An 18,147-nucleotide genomic window follows, 5' to 3' on the forward strand; every position below is an offset into this window, starting at 1 on the left:
GCAATCCCCTCAGTCCTTGACCGCGCCGGCGGCCAGGCCCGCCGACACGTGCCGCTGCGCCATCACGAGCAGCACCGCCACCGGCAGCGAGGCCAGCACCCCGGTCGCCATCACCGAATTCCAGCTGGTGGTGTTGGTGCCGGCGCCGATGAAGTCGTAGAGCCCGACGGTGATCGGTGTCCATTGTGGAGCGCCCAGGTTGAGCGTGGAGGCGAACATGAAGTCGCCCCAGGAGAACAGGAACGCGAACAGACCGGCGGTGATCACGCCGTTGCGGCTGACCGGCAGCACGATCGTCACGAACGTGCGCAGCGCGCCCGCCCCGTCCAGGCCGGCCGCTTCGATCAGCTCCCTCGGCACCGACAGCATGAACGCCCGCATGATCAGCACCGCGAACGGCACCGCCAGCGTGGAATCGGCCAGCACCAACGCTTCCGGCGAGTTCAACACGCCGAGCGTGGCGAACAAGCGGTACAGGGCGTTCGCCATCACGATGCCCGGAATGAGCTGCACGATCAACAACATGGACAACAGCGGTCTCGAACCCGGCGTTGCATTGCGCGACAAGCCATAGGCCGCCGGGGCCGCGATCAGCAGCGTCAGCGCGACCGTGCCAAGGGCCACCGCCAGCGACACCGCCAGGTGGCCGCCCTGCTGTCCCAACGCATCCCGGTAGCCGTCCAGGGTTCCCGGCAGCGGCAGCCAGTGCGGCGACCGGTCGGCGATCTGCTGGTTGGTCTGAAAAGACGCGTCGACCATCCAGTACAGCGGGAACAGCATCACCGCGAGCAGAACCAGCGCGATCGCCGTCCGCATCACGCCACCTCCGTCTCGGCCCGGGTCGAGCGCAGGTAGAACACGGCGAACACCAGCGCCACCACGATCAGCAGGTTGCTGGCCGCCGCCCCCAGCCCGAACTGCGACAGGCCGCCGAAGGACAGCTGGTAGCCGTAGGTCGTGACGGTCTGGGTGGCGTCGGCCGGGCCGCCCTTGGTCATCACCCAGATCACGTCGAACACCTTGATCGTGTAGATCAGACCCAAGGTGACAACCACCGCCACCACCGGCCGCAGCAGCGGAAAAGTGATGTGCCGGAACCGCTTCAGCCCCGATGCCCCGTCCAGCGCCGCCGCCTCGTGCAGATCGGCCGGTATCGCTTGCAGGCCGCCGTGGAGGATCACCATGTTGAACGGGATGCCGATCCAGACGTTGCACAGCAGCACGCCGACCATCGCCGTGCGGACGCTGTTCAACCACGGCACCGGCTCCGCGACCACGTGCAACGCCAGCAGCACGTGGTTGAGCACCCCGTTGCTGGTGTCCAGGATCCAGCGGAACACCGTGCCCGTCACCACCAACGGCAACAGCCAGGGCACCAGCAGCAGCGTCCTGATCAGCCCACCCAACGGAAACGCCCGGTTGAAGAACACCGCCAGCGCCAGCCCCATCGTGAACTGGAAGAACAGCGAGCCCACCACGAACACCACCGTGTTGAGCGCGGCCGTCCCGAACACCGGATCCCGCAACAGGTGGGCGTAGTTGTCGAGGCCGTTGAACGGCGCTTGTCCACTGTAGACGGACTGGATGCCGAAGTCCTGGAACGACAGGACCAGGTTGCCGATCAGCGGGTACAGGAAGAACAGGAGCAGATAGAGGACCACTGGCAGCACGAACCCGAGTCGGGCGAGCCCAAGTTGCCGACCAACCGAACCCCAACTGCTTTGCCGTCGGCGCGCACCCGCCGGGACGCGGCCGGCGGCAGCTCGTGGCCGATCGCCGATCACCTCGTGTTCGACTGTCATTGCCCGGTCGCCTGCTTCTGGGCGGCATCCAGGGCGGCTTGCGGGGTGGCGCGGCCGGTCAGGGCGGACTGCACGGCAGTCCACAGGGCCTGCGAGTACTTCGGGTAGTTCACGCCGAGGGTGGCGGTACGACCGGCAGCGGTGCCGATCTCGTCCACAAAGGACTTGAACTGCGGGTTGCCGGCAGCGAGTTGTTGCGCAGCCTGCTGGTTGCTGGGGACGTAGTTGGTGAGCTTGGACCAGGACAGGCTGTTGTCGGCGGCGGTGAGGCACTTGATCACCTCGGTCGCCTTGGCCGACTTGGGGCCGTTGCCGGCGGCCCAGACCTCGCCGCCCAGCGCACTGGACGGCTTGCCGCCGGCGGCGGGCACCGGCATGGGCGCGACGGCGAAGTCGGTCATGGCGGCCTTGGCCAGCTGCGGCAGCTGCCACGGGCCGTTGACCATCATGGCCAGGCTGCCGTTGGCGAACTGCTCCTCGACATTGGCCTGGGTCCAAGTCAGCACGTCCTTCGGCGCGGCCCCGCCGGCCACCAGGTCGGTGAGCAGCCGAAGGGCGGCTACGGCTTGGGGTGAGTTCAAAGTGGACAGTGAGCCGCCGCCGCTGAGCAGGAAGGCCTCGAACTGGAAGCTGCCCTCCTCGGTCGCCGGCACGGCAAACCCGATGCCGTGTTGGGCCCCTGCGGTGAGCTTCGCGGCGGCGGCCGTCAGCTCGTCCCAGGTCCTCGGCGGGGTGGAGACCAGTTTGGTGTTGTAATACAAGGCCAAGGCGTTTACGCCGGGGGCGACCCCGTAGAGCTTGCCCTGGTAGCGGCCGGCGGCGACGACGTTCGGATAGAGGCCGTCGGTCGGCAGCGAGCCGAGGTCCGCGAGCGCGCCGGTGGCGGCGATCTGTTGCAGGTCAGGGTTGTCCAGCAGCACGAGGTCGGGCACGTCATGGCTGCCGACCAGTTGCAGCACCTTGGTCCGCAGGTCCGGCACCACCTGCCGCTTGACCGTGACCCCGGCCTTCTGGGCGCAGCTGTCCAGCAGCTTCGGCAACGCCGACACCAGCGGATCAGTGTTGTAGTAGTCCATTTCGGACAGCGTCGAGCCGTCGGCGGCCGACGAGCCGCCGCACCCGGTCGTGACCAGCGCGACGGTCGCCGTGACCAGGGCGAGCGCGAGTTTCCTCATGGCGAAGGCTCCTTCGCGGAGGGGGCAACGGGAGTAATCAGCGGCGGGGCGGGGCGATGCTGCCGCGGTCGACGAACTCGGGGGCCAGCAAGACGTTCGGGGCCGGCTCGGCCGCGGAGCCGATGCGCCGCAGGAGGGCGTCCACCGCGGCCGCGCCCATGGCGGCGGCCGGGACGTCGGCGGCGGAGATCTGGGGGCGCACGGCCGTCGCGTTGCGGACGGAGGTGATCGCCAGTACGGACATGTCGGCGGGAATGTCCTTGCCGGCGGCGGAAAGGGCGGCGACCATGCCGGCGAGCGAGCGTTCGTTTATGGTCAGGATGGCGGTGGTGTCGGGGGCCTGGGCGAGGATCGCGGCCAGGCAGCCGGCGGCCGCGTCGTCGTTGTCATCACAACACACGGCCAGCCCGCCGAGCTCGACGGTGGCCTTCTCGAAGGCGTCGGCGGCCCGGAAGGCCGGGCCGTACTCGTGGTCCAGCAGTTCCTGCGGACGGTTGACGAGGGCAATGCTGTTGTGCCCCAAGGCATGCAGCCGGCGAACACCCTCGGTGACGAGGCCGGCGTAGTCGAGGTCGACCCAGCCGTGGGCGTCGTCGGCGCCGGTGCGGCCGATGGTGACGAACGGGAAGCCCTGCTCGACGAGCCCCGTGACGCGGGCGTCGCGCAGCACCGTCTCCATCAGGATGACGCCGTCGACCCGCCGCTCGGTGATCATGCGGTCGAACCGCTCCGGGCCGCTGGGCGACAACAGCACGTCGTAGTCCCGTTCCGCCGCCGCCTCGGCCACCGCGCCGACGAAGTGCAGTTGGTCGACCGACAGGTGCGGGCCCGTCGGCGGGATGACCAGCCCGATCGTCCGCGTCGATCCCTCGGCCAGCGCCCTCGCGGTGGCGTTGGGCCGGTATCCGGATTCCTCGATCACGCGGGTGATGCGCTCGTGCAGTTCGGGGCTGACCTGCCGCTTCCCGCTCAGCACGTACGAGACCGTGCTCCGGGACACCCCCGCCAGCCTGGCGATCTCACCGATGTTCACCCGCGGCCTCCTTGTCGCGAACCGGTTCGCGAACCGGTTCGCAAGACTGTAGAAGCACCGATGGACGACGTCAACGGTCGAAAGGTTTCGACCGGTGCGCCGAACGCGGTGAAGGGACCCTTCCTGACGTTGGGTGACAGGAAGGGCCCCTTCATGACGCCGGACGTGGTGAAGGGACCCTTCCTGACGTTCAGTGAGAGGAAGGGGCCCTTCATGACGTCAAAGGGCGGGGGCGGCGGTGCTGTGGCGGACGATCAGCGAGGTGGCCAGGTCGACGCGGGTGGAGGCGGGCTGCTCGCCCCGGCCCAGCCGCACAGCGAGGCGGGCGGCGGTTTCGGCCATGGCGACCAGGGGCTGGCGCACGGTGGTCAGCGGCGGCCCGACCCAGCGGGCCAGGGGCAGGTCGTCGAAGCCGACGACGCTGAGGTCGTCGGGAATGGTCAGGCCGAGCTCGCGGGCGGCCTCGTAGACGCCGAGGGCCTGGAGGTCGTTGCCGGCGAAGACGGCGGTGGGGCGCGAAGGCCGGGAGAGCAGGTCGCGGCCGCAGCTGTAGCCGGCCTCGGTGTGGAAGTCGCCCTCCCGCACCAGTTTCGGGTCCAGCGGCACGCCGGCGGTCTCCAGCGCGGCCCGGTAGCCGTCGAGGCGGGCCCGGCTGCACAGCATGCCGGACGGGCCGGTGATGACGCCGATGCGGCGATGCCCGAGGTCGAGCAGGTGCCGGGTGGCGTTGAGCCCGCCGTGCCAGTTGTTGGCGCCGACGGCGGGCACGCCCTCGGCCGGGTCGCCGGCGGGATCGAGCACCACAAAAGGGATCTCCCGGCTGGCCAGCTGGGCCCGCTGGGCGGCGTCGAGGTCGGACAGCACGAGCACGACGCCGGTAGGCCGGCGGGCCAGCACGCCGTCGACCCAGGACTGCCCGGGCGAGTGCCGGTCGGCGGCCTCGGACAGCACGACGTTGAGCTTCTCCTCCCGGGCGACGTTCTCCACGCCCCGGATGATCTCCATCGCCCACGCGCTCTCCAGCTCGTGGAACACGAGGTCGAACAGCCGCGACGGCGGCCCGCCGGCCCGGCGCCGGTAACCGTGCCGGTGCAGCAGCTCCTCGACGCGGGCCCGGGTGGCCGGCGCGACGTCGGACCGGCCGTTGAGCACTTTCGACACGGTCGGCGTGGACACCCCGGCCGCCTTCGCGATCTCCGCCAGCGTTGGAGCGTCACCTCGCATGAGCCGGGATGTTACCGTTTACATCGGCGAAAGGTTTCGAATCCAGTCGACGATGGCCGTGCCGAATTCCGGGCTGGTGAAAGCGGTCCAGTGGTCACCGGGCAACCGCACGAACCGCGACACCGGCAGGGCCGCCGCCAGCTGGTCGGCAGCGGCGCGGGCATGGTCGGCGTCGCCGATCGCCACCAGGGTCGGCGCCTGGATCTCCCGCAGCGCCTCGACCGGCGTCGCGACATGCGTGTCCGGCACGTGCACCAGGGCGTGCGGATCGGCCCCGACCTGCTCCAGCCAGTACGCCGTCTGCCGCGCCGCCGCATCCAGCTCGCCGCCGTTGACGATCGCGGCCAGCGTGCCCTTGATGCCACCGGTGCGGCTGGTCACGCCCTCGAGCACGTCCAGGCCCTGGCCGGCGATGACGGCCCGCCTCGGCCGGGCGCCGCGCGCCAGCATCCGTAGCGTCACGCGGCCGCCCAGCGAGTACCCGCCGAGGTCGTAGTCGTCGAGGCCGAGGTGCTCGACCAGGGCCAGCCCGTCGTCGGCGAGCACGTCCGGCGGATAGGCGGCCGGGTCGTGCGGGCGGTCGCTCGCCCCGTGTCCCCGCAGGTCGGGCAGGATGACCCGGAAGCCGCTGTCGGCGATCATCCGGGCCGGTCCCTGGTCGATCCACTGCGAGCCGAGCCCCATCACGCCGTGCAGCAGCACGACCGGCCGGCCCTCCCCCAGCTCCTGGTACGCGATCCTCAGTCCGTCGAAACTCCGGAATTCCCCCACCCCACGGATTCTGTCACTTGCCGTGCGGGTCGCTGTGGTTGACGGTGGCCACGACCTGGTCGTAGTCGCCGCGGGCCTCGCCGTAGCGCAGGAACTTGACCCGCTCGACCTGGATCTCCTTGGCGTCGGGCTGGGTCTCCAGCAGCGTCACGACCTCGTCCACGAACTCGTCGAGCGGCATGGCGAAGTCGCTGGTCTCCTGGCCCGGCAGCAGCGCGGTGCGCACCGCCGGCGGCACCAGCTCCACCACCTTCACCGTGGTGTCGGCCAGTTGCAGCCGCAGCGACTCGCTGAGCATGTGGATGGCGGCCTTGGTGGCGTTGTAGCTGGGCGTGACCTTGAGCGGGGTGAACGCCAGCCCCGAGGAGACGGTCACGATGGTGGCGTCCGGGCGGGTCTGGAGGTGCTCGACGAACGCCGCGACCAGGCGGATCGGCCCCAGCAGGTTGGTGGTGACGATGGCCTCGGCCGAGGCCAGGAAGCCCTCCGGCTTGTGCCAGTCCTCCACCTGCATGATGCCGGCCATCGCGATCAGCACGTTCAGCTCGGGGTGGCGGGCCAACACCTCCTTGGCCACCTGCTGGATGCTCGACGCGTCGGCGGTGTCGATCCGGACGGTGTCGAGCTCCGGGTGCTCGGCGTGGATCTGGTCCAGCAGCACGGCCCGGCGGCCGCCGACGATGACCTTGTTGCCGCGCTCGGCCAGGGAGAGCGCCAGGGCGAGGCCGATGCCGCTGGTGGCGCCGGGGATGAAGATGGTGTTTCCGCTGATGTCCATGGCGACAACCTTGCCCGGATTCGCCGGCCGTGGGCAGAGAGCACTCATCGGGGGATCGCCGATCCCTGGCTGGCGTCCGGGCCCGGCGTCGATACTGGGCGTATGGACCGAGCTGCCCTGGCGTCTTTCCTGCGCACCCGCCGGGAGGCGCTGCGCCCCGAGGACGTGGGCCTGCCGCCCGGCGCCCGCCGCCGGACCAGCGGCCTGCGCCGCGAGGAGGTCGCGTCGCTGGCGGCCATGTCCACCGACTACTACACGCGGCTGGAGCAGGAGCGGGGCCCGCAGCCCAGCGAGCAGATGCTGGCCGCGCTGGCCCGGGCGCTGCGGCTGACCAACCACGAGCGGGACTACCTGTTCCGGGTCGCCGGCCGCAACGCGCCGTCCCCGGTGTCGACCGGCGCGCACGTCGCCCCGGCGCTGCTGCGGGTGCTGGACCGGCTCGACGACACGCCGGCGCTCATCCTGTCCAACCTGGGCGAGGTGCTGGTGCAGAACCGCATGGCCAAGGCGCTGTACGGGGACAGCTCCGGGTACACCGGCCTGGCCCGCAGCGAGATCTACCGCTGGTTCACCGACCCCGCCCAGCGGCTGATCTATCCCGAGCACGACCGGGAACGCCAGAGCCGGGCCAATGTGGCCAACCTGCGTTTCGCGTACGGGCAGATGGGCCCCAGGTCACGGGCCGGCGAGCTGGTGGCCGTGCTCGAGAAGGCCAGCCCGGAGTTCGCTCAGCTGTGGGAACGGCAGGAGGTCGCGCAGCGGTTCGCCGACCACAAAACGCTGCTGCACCCGGAGCTCGGGCCGATCGAGGTCGACTGCCAGGCGCTGTTCACCGAGGACCAGTCGCAGGCGCTGCTGGTGCTGACCGCTCCCCCGGGCAGCGAGGGCAACGAGAAGCTCCAGCTGCTCAGCGTCCTGGGTCACGAGCGGTTTCCGGTGTCCAACTGATCGTCGCCAGCACCGGGTGGTGGTCGGACAGGCCCTCGTTGTCGAGGACCCGCGCGTCGGTGGCCGTGGCGTCGCGCACGATCACGTGGTCGATGGCCTGCTCCCCCTGGGTGGTCGCGCCGGACGGGATCTCCGCCGACCGGAAGCCCTCGCCGAGGTCGGCGAGCACGGTGTCGCTGTCGGCGTTGAAGTCGCCCATCAGCACCGCCGGCGCGGTGGCCAGGTCCCGGAGCTTGGCCAGCTGGCCGGCCCGCTTGGGCTCCCACCAGCTGACGTGCGTGGCCACCACGGTGAGGCCGTCGGCGCGCACGGCCAGGCCGCCCTTGCCCCAGTCGTCGTGGAACTGGAGCTCGTCGACGACCCGGCTCGGGCCGTCGACCAGCAGCACCAGGAACTCGGTGTCGTCCTTGAGCTGGGACGCCATCTTGCGCGGCCGCGGCACCCGGCGGTAGCGCATCGCGTGCACCGTCCGGCTGGTCGTCGCCCGGATCGCCGCCAGCTGGTCCCCGCTGACCTCCTGCAACGCGACGACCTCGGCCGGCAGCTCGGCGACCCGGCCGGCGATCGCGGCGACCCGCTTCGACTCGTCCGGCCAGTGGGTCACCACGTCCTCGCCCCAGTTCTCGGCGTGGATGCGGTGCAGGACGTTCCAGGTCGCGACGGTGATCACGTGCGGCGATGCTAGTGGACGGCGTCCCCCACGATCTCCGCCGCGTCCGCCGGCAGCAGGAATCCCCGCAGCACGTCCTGCCCCGCCGCCCGGGCCACCGCCGCCACGTAGTCGGCGTGCGTCGGGTACAGCTGGGCCAGCTGCTCCGGCGTGAACGGCGTCGTGGTGCCGGACAGGCTGCACTGGAAGTCGCTGGCCGGGGTCGTGCCGCTGTTGCCGGTTCCGGTCAGCGTCGCGGTCGGTGCTTGCAGGGCCGGCGTGCGGATCCCGCCTTCGACGTTGCCGTACTGGTCGCGCGCCATCGCCGGCGGGGCGCCGGCGATCGTCATCCGGTCGGCCGTCGGCGGGGCGATGCCGTAGCGGACCCAGGTGTTGAGCCGGGCCACTGCCGTGTCCATGACGTACCGCTCCTGACCGTCGTTCGACGGGAGCACGCACTGCGCCTCGGGCGGGCTCGGGAGAAACGGCTTGACCTCGGCCAGGGCCAACGCCTTCTGATGCGCGTCCACGTGCGAGGTGCCGGGGATCTCCCACAGCCGGAACCGCGGGTTGTCCGGCTGCGCGGCCGGCAAGTAGTTCAGCGGGGCCAGGACGTCGGTCTCCGTCTCCACGGTCAGCACCGGGACGGTGGAATCGGTCCTCGTCCACGTGGTCGGCGACGGCTGGGTCGGATTGATCGGCGCGCCGGCCGGCAGCCGGCTGTGGATCAGGAAACCGTCGTAGTCGTGGCGGAGCGGCTCGATCGCGTTGGCGTAGGTGACCATGCGGTTGGCCGACTGCGACTCCCCGTCGGCGATCAACGCCTTGGGCTTGAGGCCCGGCAACGGATCCACGCCCTGCGGATGCCGCAACGCCTGGGCCGCCTGGGAAAAGATGTCGTACGAGAAGCCGTCGCCCGGGTGGCTCAGCCCCTGGTACCGGGCCGGGTCGATCGCCTTCAACGCCGCGACGCCGTTGATCTGCGCGGAGATGCCGACCCAGGCGTAGCCGGCGCGCAGCAGCTCCTCGTTGGCGTACTCGAAGTCGACGTCGAGGTCGACGCCGGCCGTGACGTTGAGCCACTCCACCACGACCGTGCCGTTGAACTTCGCCGGGTCAGTCGGGCGGCGGACCAGCATCCTCGTCTCGTACGGGGCCTGCCCCGCCGGCGTCGCCGCCCAGCGCCCGTCGCCGGTCCACGTGCCGCTCTGCTGATACCCCGTGGCCGTGCCGCCGAAGAAGTACTCCTGCTCGGTGTATCCCGCCGACCCCAACGGCGTCGGCCATGAGTTGAACGGAATGCCGAGCCGACCGCCCGTCACCGGCCCGGTCACCGTTGGTCCCTCCGCCGCGCTGGCCGTCGGCGCCAGCGTGACCATCAGTGTCGTGGCAAGGATCGCTCCCAGAAGCCGCATGGCCCCAGTGCTACTCCGGTTTTTCTTTCGGGACAACGGATTTTCAGCACCGGCAAAGCGGACGGATCACAGCGCGGCAGGGTCGATCTGGACCGGGTAACCGGCTTGGAGGACGGTGATCGTCGACGGCGGCGTGATGACCGTGGCGACACCGGATTTCGGTAGCGGTTTGCGGCCTTGGTAGCCGGATCGGCTCCACAGCGCCAGATGGTCGGCCAGAGTCAGCGCCGGGGTCTCGTCCAGCAGCACAAAAGCTCCGGCCGGCAGGCAGGACCACGGGAGCTGGTGGAGGCGGCGACGGTGGGTGCCGCGGAAAAGGCGTTCAGCGTGGAGCTGGCGGTTGATCTCGGTGGCGGAGGGGCGGCGCCCGACGGCGGCGGCCCAGGCGTCCCGATAGGACAGATAGCTGGCCCGGCGGCACTCGGCGCACGGGCGGTGGCCGGCGGCGAAGGAGACGGCCTCGTCGTGGAAGTAGAGGTGGGTCCAGCGGTTGGGCAGCCACTGCTCGCGCCAGCGGCCGCGGAACTCGAGGGCGCAGGTGATCCACAGGTCGCCGGCGTGGAAGCGGACGATGTCGTGGCCGCGGTGGATCACGCCACGGTTGCCGGTCCAGGCCCCACGCAAGGGAAACGCCTCGATGTCGCCGATGGGCGTGACGCGGTTGCGTCGCGGTCCGGCGCTGGAGTCACCCACGGCCATAGCGTAACGACGGTTCGTGACCGAACGGGCCGGGCGCGGTGTCCATGGCGGAAACCCGCGAGAAGTCGGGTGAACCGGAACCGGCCGCGGCTCGTGTGTGGGACGAGCCGAAATCCCCGGGAGGGACCCCGTGACCACCATCCAGAACCGCCAGGCCGCCGCGCCCACGGCGCCGGACCGCCGCTCGACGGCGCGGATCGCGCTGCTCGCGGCGCTGGGCGTGAACGTGCTGATCGTCGCCGCGCTGGTGGTGGCGACCGGGGCCTCGCCGAACCTGATGATCACGCTGGGCCGGATCGCCGGCCTGGTCGCGGGCCTGCTGATGGCCTTCCAGTTCCTGCTCATCGCCCGCGTGCCGTGGCTGGACGAGCGGCTGGGCATGGACCGGCTCACGGCCTACCACCGCTGGAACGGCATCAGTCTGATGTGGGCACTGCTGGCCCACGCGGTGCTGATCATCGCCGGCTACGCCCAGCACGACGCCCACGACGTCATCGCCGAGATCTTCGTGCTCTCCGAGTCGTTCACGGGAGTGTTCCTGGCCATCATCGCCTTCGCGCTGGTGGTCGTGGTCGGGGCGACCTCGGCCCGGATCGCCCGCAAGCGGTTGCCGTACGAGACCTGGCACGCGATCCACCTGCTGACCTACGCGATCGTGGCGCTGGCCTTCACCCACCAGTTCATCTCCGGCACGACCATCGCTTCCACCGGCGGCCGGATCTACTGGATCCTGTTGTGGGGCACGGCGATCGGGGTGCTGCTGACCGGCCGGGTGATCCGCCCGCTGCTGCGCAACCGCCGCTTCCAGCTGCGGGTGGCGGGCATCGTGCAGGAGTCGCCGGACGTCGTCTCCGTCTACATCGAGGGCCGGAACCTGCACGAACTGCCGGCCCGGGCCGGCCAGTTCTTCGTGTGGCGGTTCCTGGCCAAGGGAATGTGGCACCGCGCCAACCCGTTCTCGCTGTCGGCCGCGCCGGACGGCCGCTACCTGCGGCTCACGGCCAAGGCGGTCGGCGCCGCCAGCGCCGCCCTGCGCGACCTCAAGGTCGGCACGCGCGTCTACGCCGAAGGCCCCTACGGCGCGTTCACCACGGCCAACCAGGTGCACCCGCACGCCCTGCTCATCGCCGGCGGCGTCGGCGTCACGCCGATCCGCGCGCTGCTGGAGGAGATCAAGGGCCACGTGGTCGTGCTCTACCGGGTCCGCGACGAGCGGGATGCCGTGCTGCTGGACGAACTCCACGCCCTGGCCCCGGTGATGCGTGTCCTGAGTGGACCGTCGGCCGGGCAGTTCACCCCGGAGAGCCTGCGTTACCTGGTGCCGGACGTGTGGGCCCGCGACGTGTTCGTGTGCGGCCCGGCCGGCATGACCAACGCGGTGCTGGCCGGGCTGCGCGAGCTGAAGGTGCCGGACCGCCAGGTGCACGCCGAGAAGTTCAGTCTCGCCGGCTGACCGTGCCCCGCCGCTCGTAGGCGATCAGCCGCTCGGCCTCGATCGCGGCCTGGGACCCGAATTCCCGCTCCAGCAGGTACAGCGCGAGGTCCAGGCCGGAGGTCACGGCCCCGGCGCTGACCAGGTCGCCGTCGTCCACCACCCGGGCGTCGACGACCTGGACCCCGTTGGCGGCCAACGCTTCCAGCCCCATCCAGTGGGTCGTGGCCGAGCGGCCCTTGATCAGGCCGGCCAGCGCCAGGATCATCGATCCCCCGCACACGGTGGCCACGGTGACATCGGGCCGGTTCAGCGCCTCGGCCAGCAGCCCCGGCAGCGGCGTGCCGAGGGTGCGGCCGAGGGCCTCGGTGATGCCGTCGGGGATCGAGCCCAAAGCCCCTGGCACAACGACGATATCGGCCCCCGAAGGGTCCAAACGCGACACTGCCCGCAACGACAGCAGGCCCATGCCGCTGGGCACGTCCCGAGCCCCCTCGGCCGACACCAGCTCGGCAGTCAGCCGACCGGCGGCCAGAACCTCGTACGGGGCAACGACATCCAGCGGGTCGAACCCGTCGAACAACACGACCTGCACCAGCATCGGCGGAACTTCCTTCCCGGACAACGACGATGCGGCGAACGCTAATCGCGTCCGCCGCATCGAAGAAGGAGCCGCCTTGCCAACCTCCGCCGGGTTTCAGCCAGCCACGGCGCGAATCCGGCGCAGCACCTCGGCCTCACCCAGGGTGGTGGCCACGGCGTGCAGGTCGGGGCTGCGGGTGGAGCCGGTCAGCGCGACCCGGATGATCTGCGAGGCCTCGCGGATGGAGCCCGGGTAGGCGTCCGGGTCCTTCTTGTACTCCTTGGCGTTCTTGGCGTAGCCGTGCTTGGCCGCCAGCTCGCGGATCTGCCCGAACCACTCCTGGCCGTCGTCCAGGTGCTGGTAGCCGTCGGCGAAGTCGGCGGCGAAGGCCCGGGCCAGCTCCGGCGTCACGCCCTCGATCCGGGAGTCGTCCGCGGTCACCGGCGTGAACAGCTCGGGGAAGAAGAAGCCATAGGCGGTGCGGAAATCCGACCACTTGCGCAGGTCCTTGCGCGGGTTCTCCACCCCCTCGCGCTCCACCGCCAGCGCGGCCAGCGCCAGCTCGTGGTGCGCGTCCAGCACGGTCACCAGCTCGGCGTCACGCGAGGCGGCCCACTGCTTGACCGCGGCCACGATCTGCGCGCCGGACAGGGTGGCGATGTGGTTGGCGCTGATGTCGTCCAGCTTGGCCATGTCGATCAGCGGCCCGGCCAGGCCCATCTCGTCCAGGTTGATCGGCGCGGCCAGCGCCTCGGCCAGCGGCATCTCGGCGATGCGGCCGTTGGCCAGGCCCTTGAGGTAGAACAGCACGGCGTCGGCCGGGTAGCCCTCGTCGATGTAGAAGTCGACCGAGGCCTCCGGGTCCTTGCGCTTGGACAGCTTGCGCTTGCCGCCGGTGATCTGCTTCATCAGCGGGGCGATGTGGGCGTAGGTCGGCTGCTCGAAGCCGAGCGCGGCGAACAGCTGGAGGTGGGTGGGCACCGAGGAGATCCACTCCTCGGCCCTGATCACCAGGTTGACCCGCATCAGGTGGTCGTCGACGGCGTGCGCGAAGTGGTACGTGGGCAGCCGCACCTCGTTGGCCGAGGACTTGAGGATCACCACGTCGTTGCGGTTGTCCTCGTGCTCCAGCCGGCCGCGGATGGCGTCGGTGAACACGGCCCGGCCGTCGACCTGGCCCGGCGAGCGGAACCGCACCACGTACGGCGCGCCCTCGGCCAGCTTGGCCTGCACGTCGGCGTCGTCCCGGTCGCGCCAGATGGCCCAGCCGCCGTAGTAGCCGGGCGGGATCTTGCTGGCCTCCTGCCGGCGGCGGATGTCGGCCAGCTCCTCCTCGGTGGCGAAGCACAGGTACGCCTTGCCCTCGCGCAGCAGCTCGCGCGCGTAGGTCAGGTACTGCTGCTCCCGCTGCGACTGGAAGTACGGGCCGTAGTCGCCCTGGCCCTCCTTCTCGTCGGGAGTCACGCCGAAGTAGCCGAAGGCCCGGTCGAACTGCTCGACCGCGCCCTCGACCTCGCGGGCCTGGTCGGTGTCCTCGATGCGCAGCAGGTACTTGCCGCCGGTGCGGTGCGCGATGTCCCGGTTGATCGCGCCCACGTACAGCGCGCCGATGTGCAGCCAGCCGGTCGGCGACGGGCCGACCCGGGTCACCTGCGCGCCGTCCGGAAGCTGCCGCTGCGGGTAGCGCTGCTCCCAGTACGCCGGCTCCGGCAGGTCGGCGGGGAACAACGCGTCGATGACGGCACGGTCAGGCATCGGGTCTCGGTCTCCAGCGCACAGGTGACAAGTCCCCCCAGGTTAGCCCGCCTGTCGGCTAGGGTGAGCGCCGGGATCCGGGCGATCACCGGCGGCAACGGACGCCACCCCGGATCAGGGGTGGGTGCATGTTCAGACGTGCCATAGTGCTGGCTGCCGTCCTCGTGGTGGGAACGGCCGTCCCGGCCGCCGCGACACCGGGCGTGGCCCCGGCCGGCTCCGGCTTCACGCCGCTCTCGCCGACACGGGTGCTCGACACCCGCGACGGCACCGGCGTGCAGAAGAACTCGGCCAACAACCTGATGGTGGACCTCTCCTCGGTGGTGCCCGCGCAGGCCACCGCGGTGGTGGTCAACCTGACCGCCGTCGAGCACGGCCGCACGACCGGCGTGCTGGTGTGGCCGGACGGCCAGCAGTTCCCCGACGGCCACGCCCTTCCGGACACCGCCGCGCTGGTGGTGGACGCCGGCAGGACCGCGGCCAACCTGGCCACCGTGCCGGTGCCGGCCAGTCGCAAGCTGGACCTGTACGCGTCGGCCGACACCGATCTGATCATGGACCTGGCCGGCTACTACGCCGCCGGCGCCGGCGAGTACTTCACCGCCATGGGCCCGCAGCGGATGCTGGACACGCGCACCACGGGCGGCCCGGTCGGCCCGAACGGGACCACGGTGCTGGACCTGTCGCCGGCGGTTCCGGCAGGCGCGACGACGGCGGTGTTCAACCTGACCGCCACCGACACCACCGGCGACACCTACGTCACGGCGTGGCCGGACGGACTGCCCCGGCCCTCGGCCAGCGCGATGAACCTGACGCCCGGTCAGACCCGGGCCAACCTGGTGACCATCGCGCTGCCGCCCAGCCGCAAGGTCGACCTGTACAACCACGTCGGCGCCGTGGATCTGATCGCCGACCTCGTCGGCTACTACACCCCCGGCCGCGGCCAGGCCTTCTTCCCCTACGCCGGCCGCGGGCTGGTCGGGGCGGACGTCGAGAACAACGGCACGCTCACGGTCGAAGCGGCCAAGCAGGTGCCGCCGACCGCGACGGCGGCCGTCGTGAACGTCACCGCCAGCGGCGCCACCAGCGACACCTACGTCACCGTGTGGCCGGCCGGCACGCAGCGGCCGTCCGCGTCCACGCTGAACCTGGGGCCCTCCGAGGACGTGCCGAACATGGCGATCGCCGGCCTCGACAGCACCGGCAAGTTCAGCGTCTACAACCACGTGGGCCACGTGACGCTGGAGATAGATCTGGACGGCTACTTCGCGTCGGCGTCGCCGGCTTGTTCCGCGCACTGCCCGGTCAGCTGGGGCGGGAACGACCGGGGCAAGCTGGGCACCGGCACCTCCGGGGCCGGGGAGAGCCGCCCCGGCCAGGTGTTCGGCCTGTCGGACGTCACCGCCATCACCGGCGGCACGGACAACGGCGCGGCGCTGGACTCGGACGGGGCGGTCTGGGCGTGGGGCCGGACCTTCGCCCAGGCGGCCAGCCCGCTCATCATCCGGGACCAGAGTCCCGTTCCCATGCGCCTGTGGCAGCTGCCGCCGGCGTCCGCGATCGCCTACGGCGACGCCACCGGATACGCGCTCGGTCGAGACGGCTCGGTGTGGGGGTGGGGAGACAACAGCCACCACCAGGTCAGCGCCGCCGCGGACGAGTGGCTGGCGACGCCGCGACAGATCGCCGGTCCGGGCATGGCGACCGCGATCGCCGCGAGCAACCAGGCCGGCTACCTGGTCGGCGGCGGCAAGGTCTACGGCTGGGGCCCGCTGGCCGATCTCGGCGGCCCCACACCCGGCGCCTTCCCGCAGGAGGTGGTCGGGCTGTCGGACGTGACCGCCATCAGCGGCACCGGCGACAACGGGCAGGGCGGGGCCATGTTCGCCCGCAGGTCCGACGGCACCGTGTGGGCCTGGGGCAGCCAGGACGTCTGGGATCAGCGTGGCGCGCCGAATCTCCCGGCCAACACCCCGCCCAACCAGGTGCCGGGCCTGCCGGCGATCGTCGGGCTGGCCGTCGGCAACTCGGCCGACACCGGCTACGCGCTGGCCGCGGACGGCACGGTGTGGGCCTGGGGCGGCAACATGGCCGGGGCGCTCGGCACCGGCGAGCCCACCATCCTGAACCCGACGCCGCACCAGGTGGTCGGGCTGACCGGGGCCACTGCGATCGCCGCCGGCTACCACCACGGGCTGGCCCTCAAGTCGGACGGCACGGTGTGGAGCTGGGGCGACAACTCACAGGGGCAGCGGGGAACCGGGCTGAGCGGAGTAACGGCGATCGGGGCCGGCAGCTTGAGCTCGTACGCGGTGATCGGCTGATGTGGGCGCAGGACACGCCCCGGGTGTGCCGGCTGCCGTCGGGTCGGCTCATTCGCGGGCGTGGCCTGCGGAACCCGCTGCCGCCGGGGCCGACCGCGGAGTTCGGGCTCTACCTGCAAGGCGCCGATCCGGGCCCGATGGCATGGGAGAGCAAGTGGATCCGCTGGCCGGACTTCTGGTTGCCCAGTGACCGCAAGGGGTTCCGACCGGTGTTGGAGGAGCTGTTGGAGCGGGCCGGCCGCGAGCGGGTGGAGGTGGCCTGTAGCGGCGGGCACGGTCGGACGGGAACGGCGTTGGCCTGCCTGGCGGTGCTGGACGGCGTGCCGGGCAAGGACGCGGTGGCCTATGTGCGTGAGCACTATTCGCCGCGGGCGGTCGAAACGTGGTGGCAGCGGCAGTTCGTGCGACGGTTCTAGATCGTCAGCCGCACGGTCCAGCCGCCGTCGGCGGGGCCGGCGTCGAGGGCGCCGCCGAGCGCCACGGCCCGGTCCCGCATGGCGGCCAGGCCCAGGCCGGTGCCGCCGCCGATGCCGGCCGGCACCGGCACGTTGGACTGTCCATTCACGACGGTCAGGGCCACGGAATCCTGGCCGTACACCAACTCCATCGTGACCGTGGCCCCAGGGGCGTGCTTGGCGGCGTTGGTCAGGGCCTCCTGGGCGGTGCGGTGGACGGCGTGCGCGACCTCGGCCGGGACGGCTCGCTCTTCGCCTTGCACGGTCAGCGAAGCGCCGGCGTTGTCGGCGATGCCCCGCAGGATTCGGCTCAACGGCACCGTGTCCTCGCGCAGGGCCTCGACCGCCCCGCGCATGTCGACGATGCTGTCCACGGCCAGCTTGCGGGCGTGCCGAATCGCTTGCGTGGCCTCGTCCCGGCGGTCGTTCTCGTTGAGCGCGTCGGCCATGTCGAGCTGGAGCGCGATGCCGGTCAGCGAGTGGCCGAGCACGTCGTGCAGTTCGCGGGCGATCCGGCCGCGCTCCAGCAGCGTCGCCTCCCGGGCCTCGGATTCCGCTGCCCGCATGGCTTCGGAGGCGGCCCGTTTGGCGTTGGCCAGCGCGGCCAGCCGGTCGGTGCGGGCGATGCTGACGTACGCCGGGAGCCCGGTGACGAAGCCTTCCCACCACGGCCACTGGGTCGGGGACGGGGCGATACCGTTGACCGCGGCGACCGCCAGGGCCGAGCTGACCGAGGTGAGCACGGCGATGGCGACGGCCGGCTTGCGGCCGGCCAGCTTGCCGGTGGCCGAGGCGGCGAGGAAGGCGAACATCGGGGCCAGCGTGGGCTGGGCCAGCGGCAGCAGCAGCGAGGCGGTCAGGGCGTAGAGGCCGAGCAGCCCCAGCTGTGTCCACTGTGGAAGGCGGCGCCACGGGAAGATGGTGGCCAGCCCCAAAATCGACACGACCACGAGCAGCCCGGTGGTGAACGGCCGCGCGATCACCTCGTGGTCGGGGAACTCCAGGGCCGTCACCAGAATGCAGCCGAGGGTGAGCACCGGCCGGACCGCGACCTCGAGCAGCCACTGTTCCCGATCGATCATCGCCATCGCCGGCCAGGGTAGC

Annotated in this window: 17 protein-coding genes; 4 read left to right on the top strand and 13 right to left on the bottom strand. The window is 71.2% G+C overall.

Annotated features, from left to right (window positions below; genetic code table 11):
* Nucleotides 1-9 precede the first annotated feature (9 nt).
* The 7 genes from ACIG5F_RS18970 to ACIG5F_RS19000 all read right to left on the bottom strand — a co-directional run bounded on the left by ACIG5F_RS18970 (nucleotide 10) and on the right by ACIG5F_RS19000 (nucleotide 6,783).
* Nucleotides 10-816 carry a carbohydrate ABC transporter permease gene (locus tag ACIG5F_RS18970; protein WP_396519026.1) on the bottom strand — a complete coding sequence of 269 codons (807 nt, stop codon included), beginning with the start codon at nucleotides 814-816 and terminating at the stop codon, nucleotides 10-12.
* Nucleotides 816-1,670, bottom strand: coding sequence for a carbohydrate ABC transporter permease (locus tag ACIG5F_RS18975; protein WP_396519027.1), 855 nt, complete (start codon nucleotides 1,668-1,670; stop codon nucleotides 816-818). The genes ACIG5F_RS18970 and ACIG5F_RS18975 overlap by 1 nt, the downstream gene beginning before the upstream one ends.
* Nucleotides 1,671-1,798: 128 nt before the next feature.
* Entirely contained in the window at nucleotides 1,799-2,977 is a 1,179-nt protein-coding gene (locus ACIG5F_RS18980) for an extracellular solute-binding protein (RefSeq protein WP_396519028.1), read from the bottom strand.
* A gap of 37 nt (nucleotides 2,978-3,014) precedes the next feature.
* A complete protein-coding gene (locus tag ACIG5F_RS18985; protein ID WP_396519029.1) occupies nucleotides 3,015-4,010 on the bottom strand; it encodes a LacI family DNA-binding transcriptional regulator in 996 nt (331 codons plus the stop codon).
* Between the two features lie 219 nt (nucleotides 4,011-4,229).
* Complete coding sequence (locus ACIG5F_RS18990) at nucleotides 4,230-5,234, bottom strand: LacI family DNA-binding transcriptional regulator (RefSeq protein ID WP_396519030.1); 1,005 nt, start codon at nucleotides 5,232-5,234, stop codon at nucleotides 4,230-4,232.
* Between the two features lie 18 nt (nucleotides 5,235-5,252).
* On the bottom strand, nucleotides 5,253-6,005 hold the full coding sequence (locus ACIG5F_RS18995) for an alpha/beta fold hydrolase (RefSeq protein ID WP_396519031.1): 753 nt from the start codon (nucleotides 6,003-6,005) through the stop codon (nucleotides 5,253-5,255).
* Between the two features lie 13 nt (nucleotides 6,006-6,018).
* Nucleotides 6,019-6,783, bottom strand: coding sequence for an SDR family oxidoreductase (locus ACIG5F_RS19000; RefSeq protein WP_396519032.1), 765 nt, complete (start codon nucleotides 6,781-6,783; stop codon nucleotides 6,019-6,021).
* 102 nt (nucleotides 6,784-6,885) lie between these two features.
* Here ACIG5F_RS19000 and ACIG5F_RS19005 point away from each other — a divergent pair, with 102 nt between their 5' ends.
* A complete protein-coding gene (locus ACIG5F_RS19005; RefSeq protein WP_396519033.1) occupies nucleotides 6,886-7,731 on the top strand; it encodes a helix-turn-helix transcriptional regulator in 846 nt (281 codons plus the stop codon).
* Here the strand turns inward: ACIG5F_RS19005 and ACIG5F_RS19010 are convergent.
* The 3 genes from ACIG5F_RS19010 to ACIG5F_RS19020 form a co-directional block, all read right to left on the bottom strand.
* The gene (locus ACIG5F_RS19010) at nucleotides 7,691-8,401 is read right to left on the bottom strand and encodes an endonuclease/exonuclease/phosphatase family protein (protein WP_396519034.1); all 711 of its coding nucleotides are present in this window, start codon (nucleotides 8,399-8,401) and stop codon (nucleotides 7,691-7,693) included. The genes ACIG5F_RS19005 and ACIG5F_RS19010 overlap by 41 nt on opposite strands.
* Nucleotides 8,402-8,412: 11 nt before the next feature.
* Nucleotides 8,413-9,795: an alpha/beta hydrolase domain-containing protein gene (locus ACIG5F_RS19015; RefSeq protein ID WP_396519035.1), complete on the bottom strand. Its 1,383-nt coding sequence runs from the start codon at nucleotides 9,793-9,795 to the stop codon at nucleotides 8,413-8,415.
* 66 nt (nucleotides 9,796-9,861) lie between these two features.
* A complete protein-coding gene (locus ACIG5F_RS19020) occupies nucleotides 9,862-10,488 on the bottom strand; it encodes a hypothetical protein (RefSeq protein ID WP_396519036.1) in 627 nt (208 codons plus the stop codon).
* Between the two features lie 136 nt (nucleotides 10,489-10,624).
* Between ACIG5F_RS19020 and ACIG5F_RS19025 the strand changes: the two genes are divergently transcribed.
* Nucleotides 10,625-11,947, top strand: a complete 1,323-nt coding sequence (locus ACIG5F_RS19025; RefSeq protein ID WP_396519037.1) for a ferric reductase-like transmembrane domain-containing protein — start codon at nucleotides 10,625-10,627, stop codon at nucleotides 11,945-11,947.
* On the opposite strand, the gene ACIG5F_RS19030 is transcribed toward ACIG5F_RS19025, so the two are convergent.
* Together ACIG5F_RS19030 and ACIG5F_RS19035 are read right to left on the bottom strand one after the other, a co-directional pair.
* A complete protein-coding gene (locus ACIG5F_RS19030; RefSeq protein WP_396519038.1) occupies nucleotides 11,931-12,527 on the bottom strand; it encodes a DJ-1/PfpI family protein in 597 nt (198 codons plus the stop codon). The genes ACIG5F_RS19025 and ACIG5F_RS19030 overlap by 17 nt on opposite strands.
* 96 nt (nucleotides 12,528-12,623) lie before the next feature.
* Entirely contained in the window at nucleotides 12,624-14,264 is a 1,641-nt protein-coding gene (locus tag ACIG5F_RS19035) for a glutamate--tRNA ligase (RefSeq protein ID WP_396519039.1), read from the bottom strand.
* A 128-nt stretch (nucleotides 14,265-14,392) separates the two neighbouring features.
* On the opposite strand from ACIG5F_RS19035, the gene ACIG5F_RS19040 reads away from it, so the two are divergent.
* A complete protein-coding gene (locus tag ACIG5F_RS19040; protein ID WP_396519040.1) occupies nucleotides 14,393-16,588 on the top strand; it encodes an RCC1 domain-containing protein in 2,196 nt (731 codons plus the stop codon).
* A complete protein-coding gene (locus ACIG5F_RS19045) occupies nucleotides 16,588-17,004 on the top strand; it encodes a protein-tyrosine phosphatase family protein (RefSeq protein ID WP_396519042.1) in 417 nt (138 codons plus the stop codon). The genes ACIG5F_RS19040 and ACIG5F_RS19045 overlap by 1 nt, the downstream gene beginning before the upstream one ends.
* On the opposite strand, the gene ACIG5F_RS19050 is transcribed toward ACIG5F_RS19045, so the two are convergent.
* Nucleotides 17,001-18,131 carry a sensor histidine kinase gene (locus ACIG5F_RS19050; RefSeq protein WP_396519044.1) on the bottom strand — a complete coding sequence of 377 codons (1,131 nt, stop codon included), beginning with the start codon at nucleotides 18,129-18,131 and terminating at the stop codon, nucleotides 17,001-17,003. The genes ACIG5F_RS19045 and ACIG5F_RS19050 overlap by 4 nt on opposite strands.
* Nucleotides 18,132-18,147 lie beyond the last annotated feature (16 nt).

The organism is Kutzneria sp. NPDC052558 (assembly GCF_044547355.1).
Classification (GTDB): domain Bacteria; phylum Actinomycetota; class Actinomycetes; order Mycobacteriales; family Pseudonocardiaceae; genus Kutzneria.